The sequence below is a fragment of the Parvibaculum indicum genome (assembly GCF_011762095.1).
In the GTDB taxonomy this organism is placed as follows: Bacteria; Pseudomonadota; Alphaproteobacteria; order Parvibaculales; family Parvibaculaceae; genus Parvibaculum; species Parvibaculum indicum.
Map to the genome: position 1 here is coordinate 244,924 of NZ_JAASQO010000001.1, position 18,598 is coordinate 263,521.

Sequence of the window (18,598 nt, forward strand, 5' to 3'; positions counted from 1 at the left end):
CGCCTCCACTATGTGGGCTGTGTGGCGCCGGATCGCAGGAAGCGACCGGGGGTAAAAATATCATGGAAGCATTTGGGCAATGCGGCTGATAGTCGGGCTTTTGGTAGTCATTCTTAGCGTCTTTGGCGGTTATGCCGCGATGGGCGCCCATCTCGAAGTGCTTTTCCAGCCCTTCGAATTCGTCATTATTCTCGGTGCCGCGATCGGCGCCTTCGTGATCGGCAATCCGGGTTCGGTGCTGAAATCGATGGGCAAGACCTTCGCCACGCTGGGACGCGGCTCGCGCTACAACAAGGACGCCTATCTGGAGCTGCTCGGCCTCCAGTACACGCTGTTCAAGCTCGCCAAGAGCAAGGGCAATCTCGCGCTGGAAGCCCATGTGGAAAATCCCGGCGATTCCTCGATCTTCGCCCAGTTTCCCGGCTTCGCAAAAGACCATCACGCCGTGGAGTTCATGTGCGACTACCTGCGCATGATCACGCTGGGCACGGAGAATGCCTACGAACTCGAAGCGCTGATGGACGAGGAACTCGAAACCCACCATCAGGAACAGGAACGCATGGTCAATGCGCTCCAGGCGCTGGCCGACGGCACCCCCGCCCTGGGCATCGTCGCCGCGGTGCTGGGCGTCATCAAGACCATGGGCTCCATCGACCAGCCGCCGGAAGTGCTGGGCCACCTGATCGGCGGCGCGCTTGTCGGCACCTTTTTCGGCGTGTTCTGCGCCTATGGTTTCTTCGCCCCGATGGCGCAATCCCTGCGCAACATCTACGAGGCGGAAGGCAAATATTATCTCTCCATGAAGGCCGGCCTTCTTGCGCATATGGCCGGCTATGCGCCCGCCGTCTCGATCGAATTCGCGCGGAAGGCGCTGATGTCCGATGTCCGGCCGACCTTCGCAGAGGTGGAAGCCACGACCGCCAACCTTCAGGCAGCCACCTGACAACCGAAAGGCGCCCCTGCTGAACGGGCGAAAGCGGCATGGCCGGTAACGAACAATCGATCATCATCAAGAAGGTCAAGAAACAGGTGCATGCCCATCATGGCGGCGCCTGGAAGATCGCCTATGCCGACTTCGTGACCGCGATGATGGCCTTTTTCCTGCTGATGTGGCTGATCTCCATGACCACACCGGAACAGAAGCAGGGCCTTGCCGACTATTTCGCCCCGCCCAATGTCAGCCGCTCCACATCGGGGTCCGGCGGCGTGATGGGCGGCACCGCCTTCGATAGCAACGGCGCCCGCATGCCCGGCTCCAAGCCGCAGGTGATGATGACGAAATCGACGCCCGCCGCGCCAAAAAGTCCGGACACGGACGATTTGCGCGCCGCCGCTGCCGGTCAGGGCACGAAAAACGGCGAAAAGGACGACCGTTCCAGCGCCGAGGCCAAGGAAGCCAGCCTGAACCGGGAAAAAGTGATGAACGCGCGTGAGGAACGCAGTTTCGAAAGCGCGGCCGAAAGCATCCGCCAGGCCATGCGCGACAATCCCGACCTCGCCGAGCTGTCGCGCAATGTCATCATCGACGAAACGCCGGAAGGCCTGCGCATCCAGATCGTCGACCAGGATGGCCGCTCCATGTTCCCGCCGGGCTATGCCGAGCCCTATGAACGCACGCGCCTGCTGTTGAAGACCGTCGCCAAGACGCTTCTGCGCCTGCCCAACCGGATCAGCATTTCCGGCCATACCGACGCCACACCCTATCCCGGCGACAAGGGCTATTCGAACTGGGAGCTGACCGCCGACCGCGCCAACGCCACGCGCCGCATTCTCGCAACCGCGGGCATTCCGCAGGACCGCATCTATCAGGTGGTCGGCAAGGCCGATTCCGAACCGCTCTTTCCCGAAGACCCCTATCTGCCCGGCAATCGCCGCCTGTCGCTCGTGCTGCTGCGCGAGGCGCCCGTCGCCCCGCCCGGCTTCAAGCCCTGAAAAACCCTGTCCTTGAAAGGGCTGTGGGAGCACCCTATCTCACACAGGCCGATCACCAGTCTCGGGATGAGGGATGAGCTTCGATAACGATGTCGCCAGAGCCGCGCCGACCTTCGACGGCGAGGGCCCCGTCTGGCCCGCCGGAAGTTTCGACGGCGTGGTGTCCCGCCGCCTCGCAGCGCTTTTCGCCGATCTGCTGATTCTCATCGTCGTGGTCAGCGCCTGCTACATCCTGCTGGCGATTTTCGGCATTCTCACGCTGGGCCTCGCATGGCTGGCCTTCGGTCTCGTGCCGCTCGTTCCCTTCCTCTATTTCGGCTATTATCTCGGCGGCCCGGCCTCCGCGACGCCGGGCATGTCCTGGCAGGGAATCGAAGTCAGGACCTGGGACGGACGCCGTCCCGGTTTCATACAGGGCGCGCTCCATGCCCTTGTCGCCTATGGGATTTTCGCGATCAGCAGCATGGTGTTCTTCCTGACCCTGCTGATGCCCTTCTTCAACTCACGCAAACGCTTCCTGCACGACTATCTGTGCGGAACAGTGGTTGTACGCCGCTAAATCTGATAACGATTCTCCTGTCGCCCCGGCGATGCTGCCGCCTGGCCATCGGGCGGCGACCGGCGCCCGTTCTCCTTTCCGCGGACAGGAGGGCGGCTTGATCCCTCTCACAGATTTGCGCGCATGGAAGCTCTGACTCCCTTTGTCTGGCAAATGTGGGTTGTCTACGGCCTGATCGCCGGAGCGGTCGTGCTGTTCAGCATCGACAGGCTTCCGCTCGAAACGTCGTCGCTGGCCGTTCTGGTCGTGGCGCTGATCTTTTTCTATTTCTTCCCCGTCGCCGGAGACGCCGGCGAAAACATGCTCGGCCCGGGCGAACTTCTGGCGGGTTTCGCCAACCCCGCCCTGATAACCGTGCTGGCGCTGCTGGTGGTCGGCCACGGCATGTTCCAGACCGGCGCGCTGGACGGCCCTGCCCGCTTCATCTCGGAGCGCGGCTCGAAAATGCCGCAACTGACCATCGTACTGACACTGCTGCTCGTCGCCGTGGTGAGCGCGTTCCTGAACAATACGCCCGTTGTGGTGATGTTTATTCCCGTTCTGGCGACGATGGCGGGCAAGCTCGGCCGGCGCACACCCAAAATCATGATGACGCTGAGCTTCGTCTCCATCCTCGGCGGCATGACGACGCTGATCGGCTCCTCGACCAACCTGCTCGCCGCCGGCGTCGTGCACAGCTACGACCTGCGGCCCATCGGCATTTTCGATTTCACGGTTCCGGCGCTTTTCCTCGCCGCAATCGGCATGATCTATTCGATCGCCGTTGCGCCTCTTCTGATGCCCGACAGGGGCGACCCTTCCACCGAACTCGCCGGACAGGAAGGCACCAGCGGCAAGCAATATATCGCCCAGATCGAAGTGACGCCGGGCCACCCGCTGGTCGGCACCACTTCGCGCGCGGGGCTTTTCCCACCGCTGAAGGACATGACCGTGCGCATGATCCAGCGCGGCGAACACCCCATCCTGCCCCCTTATGAGGATGTGAAACTGCGCCCGGGCGACGTCGTCATCGTGGCGGCGACGCGCAACACGCTCACCGAGGCGCTGAAATCCGGCTCCAAGATATTCGAGGGCATGCTGGAGGAAACCCTTGCCGACCGCGACGAGAACGACACGCCGCGCGGCAAGACCAGCGGCGAACTGACCGTCGCCGAAGCCGTCGTCGCGCCCGCCTCGCGCATGATCGGCCTCACGGTGGAACAGATCGCCTTTCGCCATCAGACGGGCTGCATCGTGGTCGGCATTCAGCGCCGCAGCCGCATGATCCGCACCCTGCTGAACGACATCCGGCTGGAAGCGGGCGACGTGCTGCTGCTGCTCGGCAAACCGCAGGCGGTGCACGGCCTGCGGACGAACCGCGACGTGCTGCTGCTGGAATGGTCGGCGACGGAACTGCCGAACCCGGCGCTTGCGCGACGCGCGCTCGCCGTTTTCGGCACGATGGTGCTGAGCGTCCTGGCCGGCATCCTGCCCATCGAGATCGCCTCCGTCGCGGGCGCGGGCGCCATGGTGCTGACCGGCGTCCTGAATACGCGGCAGGCATCGCGCGCCATCGACCGGCGCATCTTCCTGCTGGTCGGCACCATGCTGGCGCTGGCCAGCGCGCTTCAGGTGACCGGCGGCGCGGAGGCCGCCGCCATGGCGGTCGTCTCGCTCTTCCAGGATCAGGGGCCGAGCGTCATGCTCTCCGCCTTCTTCCTCGTGACGGCCATCGCCACCAATATTCTGACCAATAACGCAACAGCGGTGCTGTTCACCCCCATTGCGATCAGCGCGGCGAACCAGATCGGCATCGATCCGATGATCTTCATCTATTGCGTGATCTTCGCCGCCAACTGCTCCTTCGCCACACCCATGGGGTATCAGACCAATTTATTGGTCATGGGGCCGGGCCATTACGAGTTCCGGGATTTCCTGCGCGCGGGCGTCCCCCTCGTCATCCTGCTCTGGCTGGCCTATTCTGTCTTTGCGCCCTGGTATTTCGGTCTCTGAGACCGGGCCCTCGGCCGCAAGCAGGGACGAGGACAAACGAGGATCAGGTGAACGAACGAGCCGGCATACGCTATCCGCAGTTCTACATCACGACCGCGCAGCCCTGCCCCTATCTGCCCGGACGCTACGAGAAGAAGGTCTTCACCCATCTCCTCGGCGAAGATCCGGTCGCCCTCAACGACCTGCTGACCGAAGCCGGCTTCCGCCGCAGCCAGAACATCGCCTATCGGCCCGCCTGCGACGGCTGCGATGCCTGCGTCTCCGTCCGCGTGATCGTGGACGAGTTCGCACCGGGCCGGAATTTCCGCAAGCTGCTGAACCGCAACGCCGATATTACCGCGGTATCGCGCCCGCCCCGTGCCACGCAGGAGCAATTCGCCCTGCTGCGCACCTATCTCGATGCCCGCCATCCCGATGGCGGCATGGCCGATATGACGGCCATGGACTACAGCTCCATGATCGAGGACACGACCATCGAGACCGAGGTCATCGAATACCGCGCGGCGGACCCGGCGGTCGCCTCCCCCGACCCCGGCGGCCAGCCGCCGCTCATCGCCGCCGCGCTGACCGACCGGCTGCATGACGGTCTCTCCATGGTCTACAGCTTCTACTCCCCCGCCGCGACGACGCGGAGCCTCGGGAGCTGGATGGTGCTGGATCATATCGAGCGCGCCAGACGGATGGGCCTGCCCTATGTCTATCTGGGCTACTGGATCGCCGATTGCCGCAAGATGACCTACAAGACCCGTTTCCAGCCGCTGGAAGCCCTTACCCGGGACGGCTGGCGGCGCTACGAAGATGCCTTCTGAACCGCCGGGCCGGATATCCGGCCCTCTTCTCATCGTTTTTTCCGGCCTGCCCGGCAGCGGCAAGACCACCATCGCCCGCGAACTGGCGCGCCGTCTGGGCGCCGTGCATCTGCGTATCGACACCATCGAACAGAGCATGGCGAATGCGGGCATCGATATGTCCGAGGTGCCGGAAAGCGGCTACAGCGTCGGCTATGCGCTGGCCGAGGACAATCTGCGGCTCGGCGCAATCGTGCTGGCCGACAGCGTCAATCCGCTGCGCATCACCCGCGATGCCTGGCACAAACCGGCCCGGGCCGCCGGCTGCCCCGCCATCGACGTCGAGATCGTCTGTGCCGACAAGGACGAACACCGGGCGCGCGTGGAAAGCCGCGTCTCCGACATCGAGGGTCTCGAACAGCCGGACTGGCGGAAGGTACAGGCCCGCGAATATCACGACTGGCATATCGAGCGCATCGCGATCGACACGGCGGGCCGGAGCCCGGAGAGCTGCGTCGACGAACTGATGCGCCGGATCGTCGCGAAAGCCCCGCGAAATTCGCCGAAATCAGCCGTTTGAGGCAGCCATTGCGCCCTCGCGGCGCGCGCCTATACTGGCCCGCGCGCAAGGACCCGGGCAACAAGGGCTGCGCAGACCGCCCCGCCAAGAGGAGACGCGGGACGGGACCAGTTGGGGACTAGCATTCGGGGAGCCCATTGATGAAACGCCGTTCGTTTCTGACCGGTGCCGGCACGGCCGCCGTCGCCGCCACAACACTGCCTGCGCCGGCCATCGCCTCCGGCAAGCGCACACTGAAGATGGTGACGACATGGCCGGAGAACTTTCCGGGCATGGGAACGTCCGCCGCGCGCCTCGCCCAACGCATCACCGACATGACCGACGGCGCGTTGACGGTGAAGGTCTACGCAGCCGACGAACTGGTGCCCGCGCTGGAAGCCTTCGACGCGGTGTCCGGCGGCGCGGCCGACATCTATCACGGTGCCGAATATTACTGGCAGGGCAAATCCAAGGCCTTCAACTTCTTCACCGCTGTCCCCTTCGGCATGACGGCGAACGAGATCAATGCCTGGATCTATCATGGCGGCGGGCAGGAGCTCTGGGACGAGCTTTCCGCGCAGTTCAACGTCAAGGCCTTTGCGGCCTGCAATTCCGGCCTGCAACTGTCGGGCTGGTACCGCAAGGAAATCAACTCGCCGGAAGACCTGAAAGGCCTGAAGATCCGCATGCCCGGTCTCGGCGGCGAGGTGATGCGCAAGCTGGGCGCGGCGGCGGTCACCATGGCGGGCAGCTCGATCTTCCCCAGCCTGCAAAGCGGCGCCATCGACGCGACCGAATGGGTCGGTCCGTGGAACGACATGGCGTTCGGCTTCTATCAGGTCGCCGACTATTATTACTGGCCGGGCTGGCACGAGCCGGGCTCCTGCATGTCGGCGGGCTTCAACCTTACGGTCTGGAACTCGCTCACCCATTCGCAGAAGGAAGTCGTCAAAGCGGCCTGCGCGGCGGAGAACGACTACTCCCTTGCCGAATACAATCACTTCAACGGCCAGGCCCTGAAGACGCTGGTCGAAAAGCACGGCGTGAAGCTGCGCCGGTTCTCGCCGGAAATCCTGACGGCGCTAAAAAAAGCGTCCGCCGAGGTGCTTCAGGAAACCGCCGACGCCGACCCCTATGCCAGGAAGGTATATGACAGCTTCAGCAAATCGCTCGCCTTGTCGAAGGAATGGACCCGCATCGGCGACCAGGCCTTCGTGCAGGCGCGCGAAGACGCCTGAGCCGGAGGAAGGACGGAATGAAGCAAGTGGCCGATGCCATCGACGGCCTGAACGAGCGCATCGGCCGCGTGCTGTCCTGGCTCGCGGTCCTCATGGTGCTGACGCAGTTCGTCGTGGTTGTGATGCGCTACGTCTTCGGCATCGGCTCGATCTGGACGCAGGAATCCATCGTCTATATGCACGCCTCCATGTTCATGCTGCTGGCGGGGTACACGCTGCTGCACAACGCCCATGTGCGCGTGGACGTGATCTACCGGGAAGCCTCGCCGCGCTTCAAGGCGTCGGTGGACCTGGCCGGCGTGCTGCTCCTGCTCTGGCCGGTCTGCTATCTTATCCTCACCGTGGCCTGGCCCTATGTGCGCAGCTCATGGCTCGTTCATGAAGGCTCGAAGGAAACCAGCGGCATCCAGGCGGTCTTCCTGCTGAAAAGCGTGATCCCCGTCTTTGCCGTCCTGCTGGCGCTGCAAGGCCTCTCGACGCTCATCCATTCACTGCGTGTTCTCCGCGGGCTCGAACTGCCCGCGGAAGAAGACGAACAACATATCTGAGCGCAGCTATGGCAATCAGCGAGTGGCTAGACATCCTGATGTTCGCCGTGGCCTGCGGCGCGCTGCTCTGCGGCTTTCCGGTCGCCTTCACGCTGGCGGGCGTGGCGCTGATCTTCGGTCTCGCGGGCATGTGGTTCGGCGTCTTCGATTTCGGCTTCATGGCCGTGCTGCCGCAGCGCATCTACGGCAACATGACGAATGAAGTGCTGATGGCGGTGCCGCTCTTCATCTTCATGGGCACCATGCTGGAGCGCTCGCGCGTCGCGGAGGAACTGCTCGAAAACATGGCGCGGCTCTTCGGCAGCCTGCGCGGCGGCCTGGGCTTTTCCGTCTCCATCGTGGGCGCCCTGCTGGCCGCCTCCACCGGCATCGTCGGCGCAACCGTGGTGACCATGGGGCTCCTCTCGCTCCCCACCATGGTCCGGCGCGGCTACGACCCGTCGCTTGCCTGCGGCTCCATCGCGGCGGCCGGCACACTCGGCCAGATCATTCCGCCCTCCATCGTGCTCGTGCTGCTGGGCGACACCATGGCAAACGCCTATGCCGATGCACAGCGCGCACAGGGCATCTTCGCGCTGGACACGATTTCGGTGGGCGATCTCTTCGCCGGCGCCATCATTCCCGGCCTGATGCTGGTCGGCTTCTATATCGCCTATCAGGCCTGGCGCGCCTATTCCGACCCGGCCTCCTCGCCCGCCATGCCGCCCGAAGACGACCTGACGCGCAAGGAACTCTATAGCCGTACGCTGCGCGCGCTGATCCCGCCGGTTACGCTCATCATTTCGGTGATGGGCTCGATCCTGGCGGGCATCGCGACGCCGACCGAAGCCGCCGCCGTGGGCGCGGTGGGTGCGATCCTGCTGGCGGGCGAACGGCACGAGCGCACGCGGCGCGCGGTGCGCATTGCCGCGCTGGCGCTCGTCGCCCTGCTGATCGAAACCTCCTTCATGGATCTGCGTACCTCGCGCAGCGATATCGGCGTGGTCGACACGATCGGCATATGGGTGGCCTTCGCGCTCTGCGCCGCAATCGCCTGGAGCCTGCTGGCAAGCCTCATCCAGCTCGCCCGGCAGAAGACGCTTCAGGAAGCGTCGCAATCGACCGCGCGCGTCACCTCCATGGTGTTCGTCATCCTGATCGGCGCGGCGCTTTTCAGCCTCGTCTTCCGCGGGCTGGGCGGCGACACCACGGTGGAACATTTCCTGACCAACATGCCGGGCGGCGCCATGGGCGCGATGATCACCGTCATGGCGATCATGTTCCTGCTCGGCTTCTTTCTCGACTTCATCGAGATCGTGTTCGTGGTCGTGCCGCTCGTCGCGCCGGTGTTGCTGCAAATGGGGATCGACCCCATATGGCTCGGCATCATGATGGCGATCAACCTGCAGACCTCGTTCCTGACGCCGCCTTTTGGCTTCGCGCTGTTCTATCTGCGCGGCGTCGCGCCGGAAACGATCCGCACCGGCCAGATCTATCGCGGGGTCGTTCCTTTCGTGATGATTCAGATTTTCGCGCTCGTCGTGATCGCACTCGTCCCGGGGCTGGCGACCTGGCTCCCCCATCTCATTTTCGGATAAAGGCTCCCCATGTCACCGGAAGATCAGCGCAGCTCGCTGCGGCGTACCGTCTCCCTCTCCTCGCTCGTCATGCTGTCTGTGGTCGGCGTCGTCGCCTATTTCATCTACAGCGGCAAGGTGGATATGGGCGATCCCGTCCGCATGGATGCAAGCGTCGAACAGACCGTGGACTACGAGCAGGACCGGGGCCCCGCGCTGAGCGCCGAGGTGACCATCGTCAATGACAGCGACGAGACCCTGACCGTCCAGTCCGAAACGCAGTGCAAGATATTCCAGTGGTTCCTGCTCGATATGGACGGCGCGCTCATCGAAGCGCAGCTTCCCGATTCCAACTGCGCCGACGTGCCCGCGACCAATTTCATCGAGCCGCATCACAAGATGACGGACAAGTTCACGCTGGAGCTGGACCGTCGCCGCGTCCAGCCCGGGGACTATGTGCTCTTCATGCGCTATTGGGGCTATGAGGGCCGCCAGCAGGTGACCATCGAATAGCGCACAAAAAAAGCCCCGGCAAGAGCATGCCGGGGCCTTTCGTTCGGGCCGTCAGGGCCGACCGCCATCGGGATCAGAAGCGGAAATTATATCCTGCGCGGACGATGTCGCCCTTGGTATTGGGGTTGAAAGCCGCCGTGCTCAGCGTTGCATCCGCCTCAAGCTCGTAATGCAGATATTCGAGCTTGGCGCTGGATGTTTCGCCGAACGTCGTCTCCACGCCGCCGCCAAGCACCCAGCCGGTGCCGGTATTGAAATCTTCGCCGCCGCCCGCGGACTTGTAGTTCAGCCCGCCCATCGCGATACCGCCCGTGCCGTAGACCAGGAGCCCCTGATCCACACTGCCGAGGTCATAGCCGAGGCGGCCCCGGAAGGTGCCGAAATATTCCATCTTGGTTTCGCATGCACCGCCGATGCCGCAGCCGCTCTGTTCGCCGGAAACATCCGCCCACGAAATATCGGCTTCCGCGCCGAACACCCAGGAACCGGTGTCGCCGTTGAAGCCCGCGGTGCCGCCCAGCAACATGCCGTCGCTGTCGAACGAGACGTTGCCGACCTCCCAGTCGTCTTCCGACCAGGCATAGCCGCCCTGCAGGCCAAGATAGAAGCCCGACCAGTCAAAGCTGGGTTCGGGACCGAACGTATTGTCCTCGGCGCTTGCCGGACCGGCAATGACCGCGCACGCAAACGCCGCCGCGCCTGCAATCAGAAGCTTTTTCATCTGCTCCTGCTCTCCTTCAAATAGCTGACACCGGCCCCCCGACGCACATTCCTAGCGTCTGGAGAGAGATGCGCGAAGCAAGGCAGGTCACGCATTTACGGAAAGAACGACTTTCCCGCCTGCGCGATGCAGCGAAACAACGCTTTTCGATAGATGGCTCACATCACGCGGAACCGAAGCCGCCGCCGAAACTGTGCCCAACCGGGAATCCCTTGGGCGGCAGGCGCCCGGCCTGTGCGCGCTGGCCGAGCCAGTCCTTGAGCGAGTCGAAGGTGCGCGCCCTGTTGGAGCGGTCATAGGCGATGAGCCCCTGCTTCAGCGTGAAGGTCTTCACATCGCCGAGGCCGCCATCCTTGTAGCGCTGCAACCGCACGCCCTTACCGCGCGTCATCTCGTTCAGCTCTTTCAGCGGGAAACAGAGAAGTTTCCGGTTCTCGCCGATCACCGCCACATGATCGCCCGACACGATGGCGCAGGCCACAGCCTCGTCCTGACCGGCGACGTTGAGCACCTGCTTGCCGGCGCGGCGCATCGCCACGACTTCGGCTTCCGGCACGACGAAGCCATAGCCTTCGCGCGAGGCGACGAGGAGCTTGCGTTCCGGTTCGTGCACGAAGAGCTGAACGATGTCGTGACTTTCATCGAGATCGATCAGCAGGCGGATCGGTTCGCCATGCCCCCGCCCGCCCGGCAGCTTGTCCGCGCCCAGCGTATAAAAGCGTCCATTGGTCGCGAAAATGACGATCTTGTCCGTCGTCTGCGCATGAAGGCGGACCTTCTCGCCATCGCCTTCCTTGAACTTGATCTCGGTATCCTCGGCCAGATGCCCCTTCATCGCCCGGATCCAGCCCTTGTTGGAGCAGACGACGGTAATAGGCCCGCGCTCGATCATCGCTTCGAGCGGCACTTCCTCGATTTGCGGCACATCGGAAAATTGCGAACGTCGGCGGCCGAGATCGGTTTTGGGACCGAAAGTGGTTTTCAGCGATTTGATTTCGTCGCCGATCCGGTCCCACTGCGCCTTGTCCGACTTGACCAGCTTCCTCAGCGCCTTCTGTTCGTCGCTGAGCGATTTGTGCTCGGTCTTGATCTCCATTTCCTCAAGTTTGCGCAAGCTGCGCAGGCGCATGTTGAGGATGGCCTCGGCCTGATTGTCGGTCAGCTTGAAGGTCTTGATGAGCTCCTTCTTGGGCTCGTCCTCCTCGCGAATGATGCGGATGACCTCATCGAGGTTGAGATAGGCGATCAGATAGCCGTCCAGCACCTCCAGCCGCTTCTCGATCTTGTCGAGACGGAAATTGGTGCGGCGGACCAGCACATCCTTTCGGTGTTCCAGCCAGGCGCGAAGGGCCTCGCGCAAATTCATCACGCCCGGCACCTGCCCAGCGGACAGCACGTTGAGGTTGAGCGGAAAACGGCTTTCCAGATCGCTCGCCTTGAAAAGCGACTCCATCAGATGTTCGGGATCGACCGTCTTGCTCCGCGGCACCAGCACGAGGCGGATTTCCTCCGCCGACTCGTCCCTGACATCTTCGAGCAGCGGCAGTTTGCGTGCCGTCAGAAGTTCGGCGAGTTTTTCCACCAGCTTCGACTTCTGCACCATATAGGGAATTTCGGTGACGACGATCTGCCACAGCCCGCGCGGCAGCTCTTCCTTTTCCCACTTCGCGCGCACGCGGAAACCGCCCCGCCCCGTCGCATAGGCTTCCGCGATGGATTCCTTCGATTCCACGATCACCCCGCCGGTCGGGAAATCCGGGCCCGGCACGAGGTCGACGAGCTTTGCCGCCGACGCATTGGGGTGCTTGATGAGATGAAGCGCCGCGTCGCAAAGCTCGGCGACATTGTGCGGCGGTATGCTGGTCGCCATGCCGACCGCGATGCCCGCCGCGCCATTGGCCAGAAGCTGCGGGAAGGCGCCCGGCAGAACGACGGGCTCGCTGTCTTCGCCGTCATAGGTCTCGCGGAAATCGACCGTGTCCTCGTCGATCCCGTCCAGCAGCAGCGCGGCGACCTCGGTCATCCGCGCTTCGGTGTATCGCATGGCGGCGGCGTTATCGCCGTCCACATTGCCGAAATTGCCCTGCCCGTCCACCAGCGGATAGCGCACGGAAAAATCCTGCGCGAGACGCACCAGCGCGTCATAGACCGACTGGTCGCCATGCGGGTGGTAGCGACCGATCACGTCGCCCACCACGCGGGCGCATTTCTTGAAGCCGGAACCGGGATCGAGCTTGAGCTGCCGCATGGCATAGAGCACACGGCGATGCACCGGCTTCAGCCCGTCGCGCACATCCGGCAGCGCGCGGTGCATGATGGTGGAGAGCGCATAGGCAAGGTATCGCTCCTCCAGCGCTTCGCGCAGATTGACGTCATGCTCGGGTTCTGGGGGCGGCGCAACTTTGGCCATCGGGGGTACTTCCAGTCGTTAGTCGTCATTGCGAGCGAAGCGGGGCGAAGGCATCCGGCTCAGAATCCGCCGCTTCTGGATTGCTTCGCTGCGCTCGCAATGACGCATCTAAATGAGGTCCTCATACAAATCCCGCCAATCGGGATTCATTGATTCGATAAGAGCGAGCTTCCTGCCGCGAGAGCCGCCTTTGATCTGCTTCTCCCGCTGAATCGCCGGCAACATCTCATCATGACATTCATACCAGACCAGCGACTTGCAGCCATAGCGACGCGTAAAGCCTTCAACCCCGCCTTCGCGATGCTGCCAGACCCGTTGAACGAGATTGGAGGTAACGCCGGTATAAAGCGTACCGTTCCGCCTATTCGCCATGATGTACACAGCCGGCTGCTTCATCGGCAGACACCCCTTCCCCGTCATTGCGAGCGCAGCGAAGCAATCCAGACCGTGCTCACGGCAAGCGCCGGACTGGATTGCTTCGTCGCTACGCTCCTCGCAATGACGAACAATTATATCAACGATTCGGCGTAGTCTCTGCCTCGGCGCGCTTTGCCACGCGCTCAGCGAGACGGATGCGGGCGTCCGGCAGGTGCCGGTCTTGCGGCGCGAAGAGATGGCGCTCCAGAAAGTGGCCTGTCACGCGCAATCCCTCGGCCACATCGGCGAGCCCGGCGTCGCCCGCCTGGGCGCCGATCATGAAACCGGGAAGCCTGAACAGCCGGTCTTTATAGGACTCGCCCGCCTCGCGGCTGACCGCGCCGCCGCTTTTCGGCGAGATATAGACGAGGTCGTCCCGGCTGCCTGTGGCCGCGCAGCGCGAGAGATCGAGGCCGAACCCCAGCTCCTGCAGCAGCCCCTGCTCCCAGCGCACGAAAATGGCCGGCCAGATATCCTCGTCTTCCATCGTGTCGAGCAGCAGCTCATAGGCCTCGAACAGCGCCGGATGCTCCTCCCGCTCGGGGATGATGCCCGCCATCGTACTGGCCGCGCTCAAGCCCGTCAGCGCGAAGGGATCTTCCATCAGCGTGGCAGCGCGCGGTTTCAGCGGCTCGACGGTAAAGGTCCCCAGATGGTCGGCCAGCCGCGCACGCCAATGCACCGCGAGACTGTTGCCCGGCTGCAAAAGACCGCGCAGACGCCGCGAGGCCCCGCCCCGGACAAGTCCCAGATGACGGCCATGCTCGCGCGTAAAGACTTCCAGGATCGCGCCGGACTCGCCATAGGTCCTGGCGGAGAGAACGATCCCCTCGTCACGCCATTCCATACCGGCCCCGCTTTGCGGTTCTTTCGCTCATCCAGGCAGTATAGCTTTTTCGGATTCGTCATTGCGAGCGCCGAAGGCGCGCGGCAATCCAGCAGCGGCAAGCTCAGAGCTGGATTGCTTCGTCGCTCCGCTCCTCGCAATGACGTCACAAGGGATTTTCACCCCGTCGGGAAATCGAGCCCCATGGCGCCGAAGCGTTCGCGGTCATTGCCCCAGTTCTCGCGCACTTTCACGAACAGGAAGAGATGGACCTTGGTCTCCAGCAGTTCCTGCATCTCCTCGCGGGCGAGCTGGCCGATGGTCTTGATGCTCTGACCGCCCTTGCCCAGCACGATCTTCTTCTGGCTGTCGCGCTCGACATAGATCACCTGCTGGATACGGATGGACCCGTCCTTCTTCTCTTCCCAGCTTTCGGTTTCCACGGTCAGCGCATAGGGCAGCTCGTCATGCAGGCGCAGATAGGCTTTCTCGCGCGTGATCTCCGCGGCAAGCGAGCGCATCGGCACATCGGCAATCTGGTCTTCCGGATAGAGCCACGGCCCCTCCGGCATGAGCGCGGCCACATGGCGCCGAAGGTCGCCGACGCCGTCGCCCGTCAGGGCGGAGATCATGAAGATGTCGCTGAAGAGACCGGTCTCGTTCAGCTCCTGCGCCATCTCCAGCAGCTTGGCATGCGGCACGCCGTCGATCTTGTTGAGCGCCAGAAGCACCTTGCGCTGGGAGTCTTCCAACGACTTGAGGATCGCCCGGACTTCTTCCGTGATGCCTTTCTGGATATCGATCAGCAGCAATACCTGATCGGAATCCTTCGCGCCCCCCCAGGCCGCATCCACCATGGCCCGGTCGAGACGGCGCTTCGGCTTGAAGATACCCGGCGTATCCACGAACACGATCTGCGCATTGCCTTCGATGGCGATCCCGCGAATGCGAGCGCGCGTCGTCTGCACCTTATGCGTGACGATGGCGACCTTGGAGCCGACAAGCTGGTTCAGGAGCGTCGACTTGCCCGCATTGGGCGCGCCGATAATGGCGACGAAGCCCGCGCGGGTGCCGCCTGCCTCAGTTTCACTCATGAGCTTCCCACTCGCCAATACCGATCAACATGGCCTCCGCCGCATTCTGTTCCGCCTGTCTCTTGCTGGTCCCGGTCGCCCGGATCGGCTCCACGCCGCTGATGTTTACTTCCATGGTAAAGACCGGCGCGTGCGGCGGTCCTTCCCGTTCGATTTCCTGATAGCGCGGCAGACCCGCGCCCTTCGCCTGCGCCCATTCCTGCAACGCCGTCTTGGCATCGGGCCGGGCATGTTCCGGCAGGCTCGCCATATCCTCCCAATGGGTGCGGATGAACCGTCTGGCAGCTTCATATCCGCCATCGAGATAGACCGCCGCGATGACCGCTTCGCAGGCATCGCCCAGAATGGCCAGTTTCCGACGGCCGCCGCCGCGCTGCTCGCTCGTCCCCAGCAGGAGATAGGAGCCGAGATCGACCGCTTCGGCCACCGCCGCGCAGGCCTCCTTGCGCACAAGCGCATTGAGACGCATGGCCAGCTCGCCCTCTTCGGCCTGCGGAAAATCCTCCATCAGCCATTCGGCCATCACAAGGCCCAGGACACGGTCGCCCAGAAATTCGAGCCGCTGGTTCGTCTGCTCGACAATCCCCGCATCGAGCGCGGAGGAATGGCTGAGCGCATGCCGCAAACGGCCGGTGTCCTTGAACTTGTAACCGAGGTTTTCCTCAAGCTGGGCGAGGTTCTTTTTCCCCGCCTTCTTCGTCATTCGCTGCTCCGTTCAAGTGGACCCGAAATCCACCCCCGATCGACCTGCCGGGCCGATCCGCCTAGTCGACCCATTGGCCGATGCGATCCCACCGGATCGCCCAGGGCCAGCGCCAGAATTGCCAGAAATGGGCCGTGCCGTCGCTGGAGAAGAAAATGATCTCCGCCTTGCCGATCAGATTTTCCGCCGGCACATATCCCACCACATTGGGCACGCGGCTGTCGCTGGAATTGTCGCGATTGTCGCCCATCATGAAGTAATGCCCGGGCGGCACGGTATAGACGCCGGTATTGTCGGTCACGCTGTTGCGGACGAGATCGAGCGTCATATACGACTTCCCGTTGGGAAGCGTCTCCTTGTATTGCGGGATGCGCCGGACGCCGCCATAGGAATCGCGCTCCACGAAATCCTCCACCCGCACTTTCGGCACGGCCTTGCCGTTGAGGTAGAGAACGCCGTCGATCATCTGGATCTTGTCGCCGGGCAGTCCGATCACGCGCTTGATGAAGTCGGTGCGGTTGTCGGTCGGCACCTTGAAAACGGCCACATCGCCGCGCCGGGGCTCGGCACCGAATACGCGGCCCGAAAAGACCGGCGGGCTGAAAGGCAGCGAGTGATGCGAATAGCCATAGCTGTATTTCGCCACGAAGAGATAATCGCCGATCAGCAGGGTCGGGATCATCGAGCCCGAGGGAATGTTGAAGGGCTGGAACAGGAAAGCGCGGATGAAGAGCGCGATCAGCAGCGCATAACCGACCGTCTTCAGATTGTCGGTCCAACCGGCGCTATGCGCTTTCTTCACATTCTCAGACATGGACATTTTCCAACTCCTGCCGCCGGGATACTCGCAAGACCCGCACCCGCCGGGGCGACCACATTCGCGGGACCATACCATAATGGGGCAGCGCGGCAGCCCCGCCGCCCCGCCAATCTGTTGCCGGCTTGTTACACCTGGGCCTTGGGAACGGCCGAAATGATGACGATCGCCTGAGCGAGCGGATGATCGTCGGTGATGGTGAGATGGATCACGGGGTCCATCCCGTCGGGAACGAGTTCGACAAGACGCGCATGAGCCCCGCCCGTGAGCGACATGGTCGGTTGCCCGCCGCGCAAATTGACCACGCCCATATCGCGCCAGAAGACGCCGCGCCGAAGCCCGGTGCCCAGCGCCTTGGAACAGGCTTCCTTCGCGGCGAAGCGCTTGGCATAGGAGGCCGCGCGCATCCGCCGCTTTTCCGACTTTTCGCGTTCGATCTCGGTAAAGATACGGTCGGTGAAGCGAGTGCCGAACCGTTCCAGCGTCTTCTCCACCCGCCGAATGTCGATGATGTCGTTGCCGATGCCGATAATCATGCTCACCTGCCCACCACGGCGCGGCCCGAGCGCGCCTCGTCCATCGCCGCGCGCATGCGCTTGATGGTCGAATGAAGCCCGCCGAAGATCGCCTCGCCGATCAGGAAATGGCCGATATTGAGTTCCTTCAGATCCGGGATGGCCGCGACCGGCCCCACCGTCTCGAAGGTAAGGCCATGGCCCGCATGAACCTCCAGCCCCGCTTCCGCGCCATAACGCGCCGCCTCGGCGATGCGCTGAAACTCCGTCTCCATCTGCGCCTCGTCGCCCGCGAAGGCGGCCTCGCAATAAGCGCCGGTATGAAGCTCCACCACCGGCGCGCCGAGCGAGACGGCGGCGTCGAGCTGCGCCCGGTCGGCATTGATGAAGAGGGAGACGCGAATGCCCGCTTCGTTGAGCTGCGCGATATAGGACTTCAGATGATTATGCTGCCCCGCGGCGTCGAGCCCGCCCTCGGTCGTCACTTCCTCGCGACGCTCCGGCACCAGGCAGGAGGCATGCGGCTTGTGACGAAGCGCGATCTCGAGCATTTCAACCGTCGCCGCCATCTCCAGATTGAGCGGCAGGCCGATTTCCGCCTTGAGGCGCTCAATGTCGCGATCGCGGATATGGCGCCGGTCCTCGCGCAGATGGGCGGTGATGCCGTCGGCCCCCGCTTCCGCCGCGAGCCGCGCGGCGCGGACCGGATCGGGATGATCCCCGCCGCGCGCATTCCGGATCGTGGCGACATGGTCGATATTGACCCCGAGACGCAGATAGCTGTTGTCGTTTGCCGACATGGCATGCTCTCCGTTCGACGCGCTCAGGCAAGGCCCCGGCTGCCCGGCTTCACGGCTTGCGTGCCTTGCAGCTCGGGCGGGAGGTCGTCGGGCTTGTAGGTGGGAATATCGATCTGCGCGAGCGAGATGAGCGGCGCACCCACATCCGCCTTGCCGCCGGAACGGTCGATCAGACAGGCTTCGGCCACCACGTCGCCGCCAACCTTGCGCACGGCGTCGATGCATTCGCGCGAGGAAAGCCCCGTCGTCACGATGTCCTCGACCACAAGCACCTTCGCGCCCTTCTTCAGCTCGAAGCCGCGACGCAGACGGAACTCGCCCTCTTCGCGCTCGACATACATGGCGGGCACATCCATGTGCCGGGCGGTCTCGTAACCGGGAATAATGCCGCCCACGGCGGGCGACACGATCACGTCGATCTTGCCAATCTCCGCCTTCTCGACCTTTTTGGCCAGTGCCTTGCACAGCCTGGAAGTGCGCTTGGGGTTCTGGAAGACCAGCGCCTTCTGCAAAAAAATCGGGCTGTGGAGCCCGGAGGAAAGGATGAAATGGCCCCGGAGCAACGCACCGGCCTTTTCAAATTCTTTCAGGACTTTCTCTTCCTTCATTC

20 protein-coding genes are annotated in these 18,598 nt (G+C 63.4%); 10 read left to right on the plus strand and 10 right to left on the minus strand.

Annotated features, from left to right (window positions below):
* The first annotated feature begins 79 nt into the window (after positions 1-79).
* The 10 genes from motA to FHS78_RS01250 all read left to right on the plus strand — a co-directional run bounded on the left by motA (position 80) and on the right by FHS78_RS01250 (position 9,685).
* A complete protein-coding gene (gene motA / locus FHS78_RS01205) occupies positions 80-943 on the plus strand; it encodes a flagellar motor stator protein MotA (protein ID WP_167089440.1) in 864 nt (287 codons plus the stop codon).
* Between the two features lie 38 nt (positions 944-981).
* Complete coding sequence (locus FHS78_RS01210) at positions 982-1,932, plus strand: flagellar motor protein MotB (RefSeq protein WP_167089442.1); 951 nt, start codon at positions 982-984, stop codon at positions 1,930-1,932.
* 73 nt (positions 1,933-2,005) lie between these two features.
* On the plus strand, positions 2,006-2,491 hold the full coding sequence (locus tag FHS78_RS01215) for an RDD family protein (RefSeq protein ID WP_167089444.1): 486 nt from the start codon (positions 2,006-2,008) through the stop codon (positions 2,489-2,491).
* A 123-nt stretch (positions 2,492-2,614) separates the two neighbouring features.
* Positions 2,615-4,483, plus strand: a complete 1,869-nt coding sequence (locus FHS78_RS01220) for an SLC13 family permease (RefSeq protein ID WP_167089446.1) — start codon at positions 2,615-2,617, stop codon at positions 4,481-4,483.
* A 47-nt stretch (positions 4,484-4,530) separates the two neighbouring features.
* Positions 4,531-5,292, plus strand: coding sequence for an arginyltransferase (locus tag FHS78_RS01225; protein WP_167089448.1), 762 nt, complete (start codon positions 4,531-4,533; stop codon positions 5,290-5,292).
* On the plus strand, positions 5,282-5,851 hold the full coding sequence (locus FHS78_RS01230) for a P-loop nucleotide/nucleoside kinase family protein (RefSeq protein ID WP_167089450.1): 570 nt from the start codon (positions 5,282-5,284) through the stop codon (positions 5,849-5,851). The genes FHS78_RS01225 and FHS78_RS01230 overlap by 11 nt, the downstream gene beginning before the upstream one ends.
* A 140-nt stretch (positions 5,852-5,991) precedes the next feature.
* The gene (locus FHS78_RS01235; protein ID WP_167089452.1) at positions 5,992-7,068 is read left to right on the plus strand and encodes a TRAP transporter substrate-binding protein; all 1,077 of its coding nucleotides are present in this window, start codon (positions 5,992-5,994) and stop codon (positions 7,066-7,068) included.
* 17 nt (positions 7,069-7,085) lie between these two features.
* Positions 7,086-7,616, plus strand: a complete 531-nt coding sequence (locus FHS78_RS01240; RefSeq protein ID WP_167089454.1) for a TRAP transporter small permease subunit — start codon at positions 7,086-7,088, stop codon at positions 7,614-7,616.
* A gap of 8 nt (positions 7,617-7,624) precedes the next feature.
* A complete protein-coding gene (locus tag FHS78_RS01245; protein ID WP_167089456.1) occupies positions 7,625-9,193 on the plus strand; it encodes a TRAP transporter large permease in 1,569 nt (522 codons plus the stop codon).
* Between the two features lie 9 nt (positions 9,194-9,202).
* Entirely contained in the window at positions 9,203-9,685 is a 483-nt protein-coding gene (locus FHS78_RS01250) for a hypothetical protein (RefSeq protein WP_167089458.1), read from the plus strand.
* Positions 9,686-9,758: 73 nt separating this feature from the next.
* On the opposite strand, the gene FHS78_RS01255 is transcribed toward FHS78_RS01250, so the two are convergent.
* The 10 genes from FHS78_RS01255 to pyrE all read right to left on the minus strand — a co-directional run bounded on the left by FHS78_RS01255 (position 9,759) and on the right by pyrE (position 18,596).
* Positions 9,759-10,406: an outer membrane protein gene (locus tag FHS78_RS01255; RefSeq protein ID WP_167089460.1), complete on the minus strand. Its 648-nt coding sequence runs from the start codon at positions 10,404-10,406 to the stop codon at positions 9,759-9,761.
* Positions 10,407-10,569: 163 nt separating this feature from the next.
* Positions 10,570-12,816 carry a DNA topoisomerase IV subunit A gene (parC, locus tag FHS78_RS01260; protein ID WP_167089462.1) on the minus strand — a complete coding sequence of 749 codons (2,247 nt, stop codon included), beginning with the start codon at positions 12,814-12,816 and terminating at the stop codon, positions 10,570-10,572.
* 108 nt (positions 12,817-12,924) lie between these two features.
* The gene (locus FHS78_RS01265; RefSeq protein ID WP_167089464.1) at positions 12,925-13,212 is read right to left on the minus strand and encodes a GIY-YIG nuclease family protein; all 288 of its coding nucleotides are present in this window, start codon (positions 13,210-13,212) and stop codon (positions 12,925-12,927) included.
* 118 nt (positions 13,213-13,330) lie between these two features.
* A complete protein-coding gene (gene recO / locus FHS78_RS01270) occupies positions 13,331-14,080 on the minus strand; it encodes a DNA repair protein RecO (protein WP_167089466.1) in 750 nt (249 codons plus the stop codon).
* Between the two features lie 158 nt (positions 14,081-14,238).
* Complete coding sequence (gene era, locus FHS78_RS01275) at positions 14,239-15,153, minus strand: GTPase Era (RefSeq protein WP_167089468.1); 915 nt, start codon at positions 15,151-15,153, stop codon at positions 14,239-14,241.
* Positions 15,146-15,856 carry a ribonuclease III gene (rnc, locus tag FHS78_RS01280; protein WP_167089470.1) on the minus strand — a complete coding sequence of 237 codons (711 nt, stop codon included), beginning with the start codon at positions 15,854-15,856 and terminating at the stop codon, positions 15,146-15,148. The genes era and rnc overlap by 8 nt, the downstream gene beginning before the upstream one ends.
* Positions 15,857-15,917: 61 nt before the next feature.
* Complete coding sequence (gene lepB / locus FHS78_RS01285; protein ID WP_167089472.1) at positions 15,918-16,676, minus strand: signal peptidase I; 759 nt, start codon at positions 16,674-16,676, stop codon at positions 15,918-15,920.
* 125 nt (positions 16,677-16,801) lie between these two features.
* Positions 16,802-17,209 carry a holo-ACP synthase gene (gene acpS / locus FHS78_RS01290; protein WP_167089474.1) on the minus strand — a complete coding sequence of 136 codons (408 nt, stop codon included), beginning with the start codon at positions 17,207-17,209 and terminating at the stop codon, positions 16,802-16,804.
* 2 nt (positions 17,210-17,211) lie between these two features.
* Entirely contained in the window at positions 17,212-17,988 is a 777-nt protein-coding gene (locus FHS78_RS01295) for a pyridoxine 5'-phosphate synthase (RefSeq protein WP_167089476.1), read from the minus strand.
* Positions 17,989-18,011: 23 nt separating this feature from the next.
* Positions 18,012-18,596, minus strand: a complete 585-nt coding sequence (pyrE, locus tag FHS78_RS01300; RefSeq protein WP_167089478.1) for an orotate phosphoribosyltransferase — start codon at positions 18,594-18,596, stop codon at positions 18,012-18,014.
* Positions 18,597-18,598: the final 2 nt, after the last annotated feature.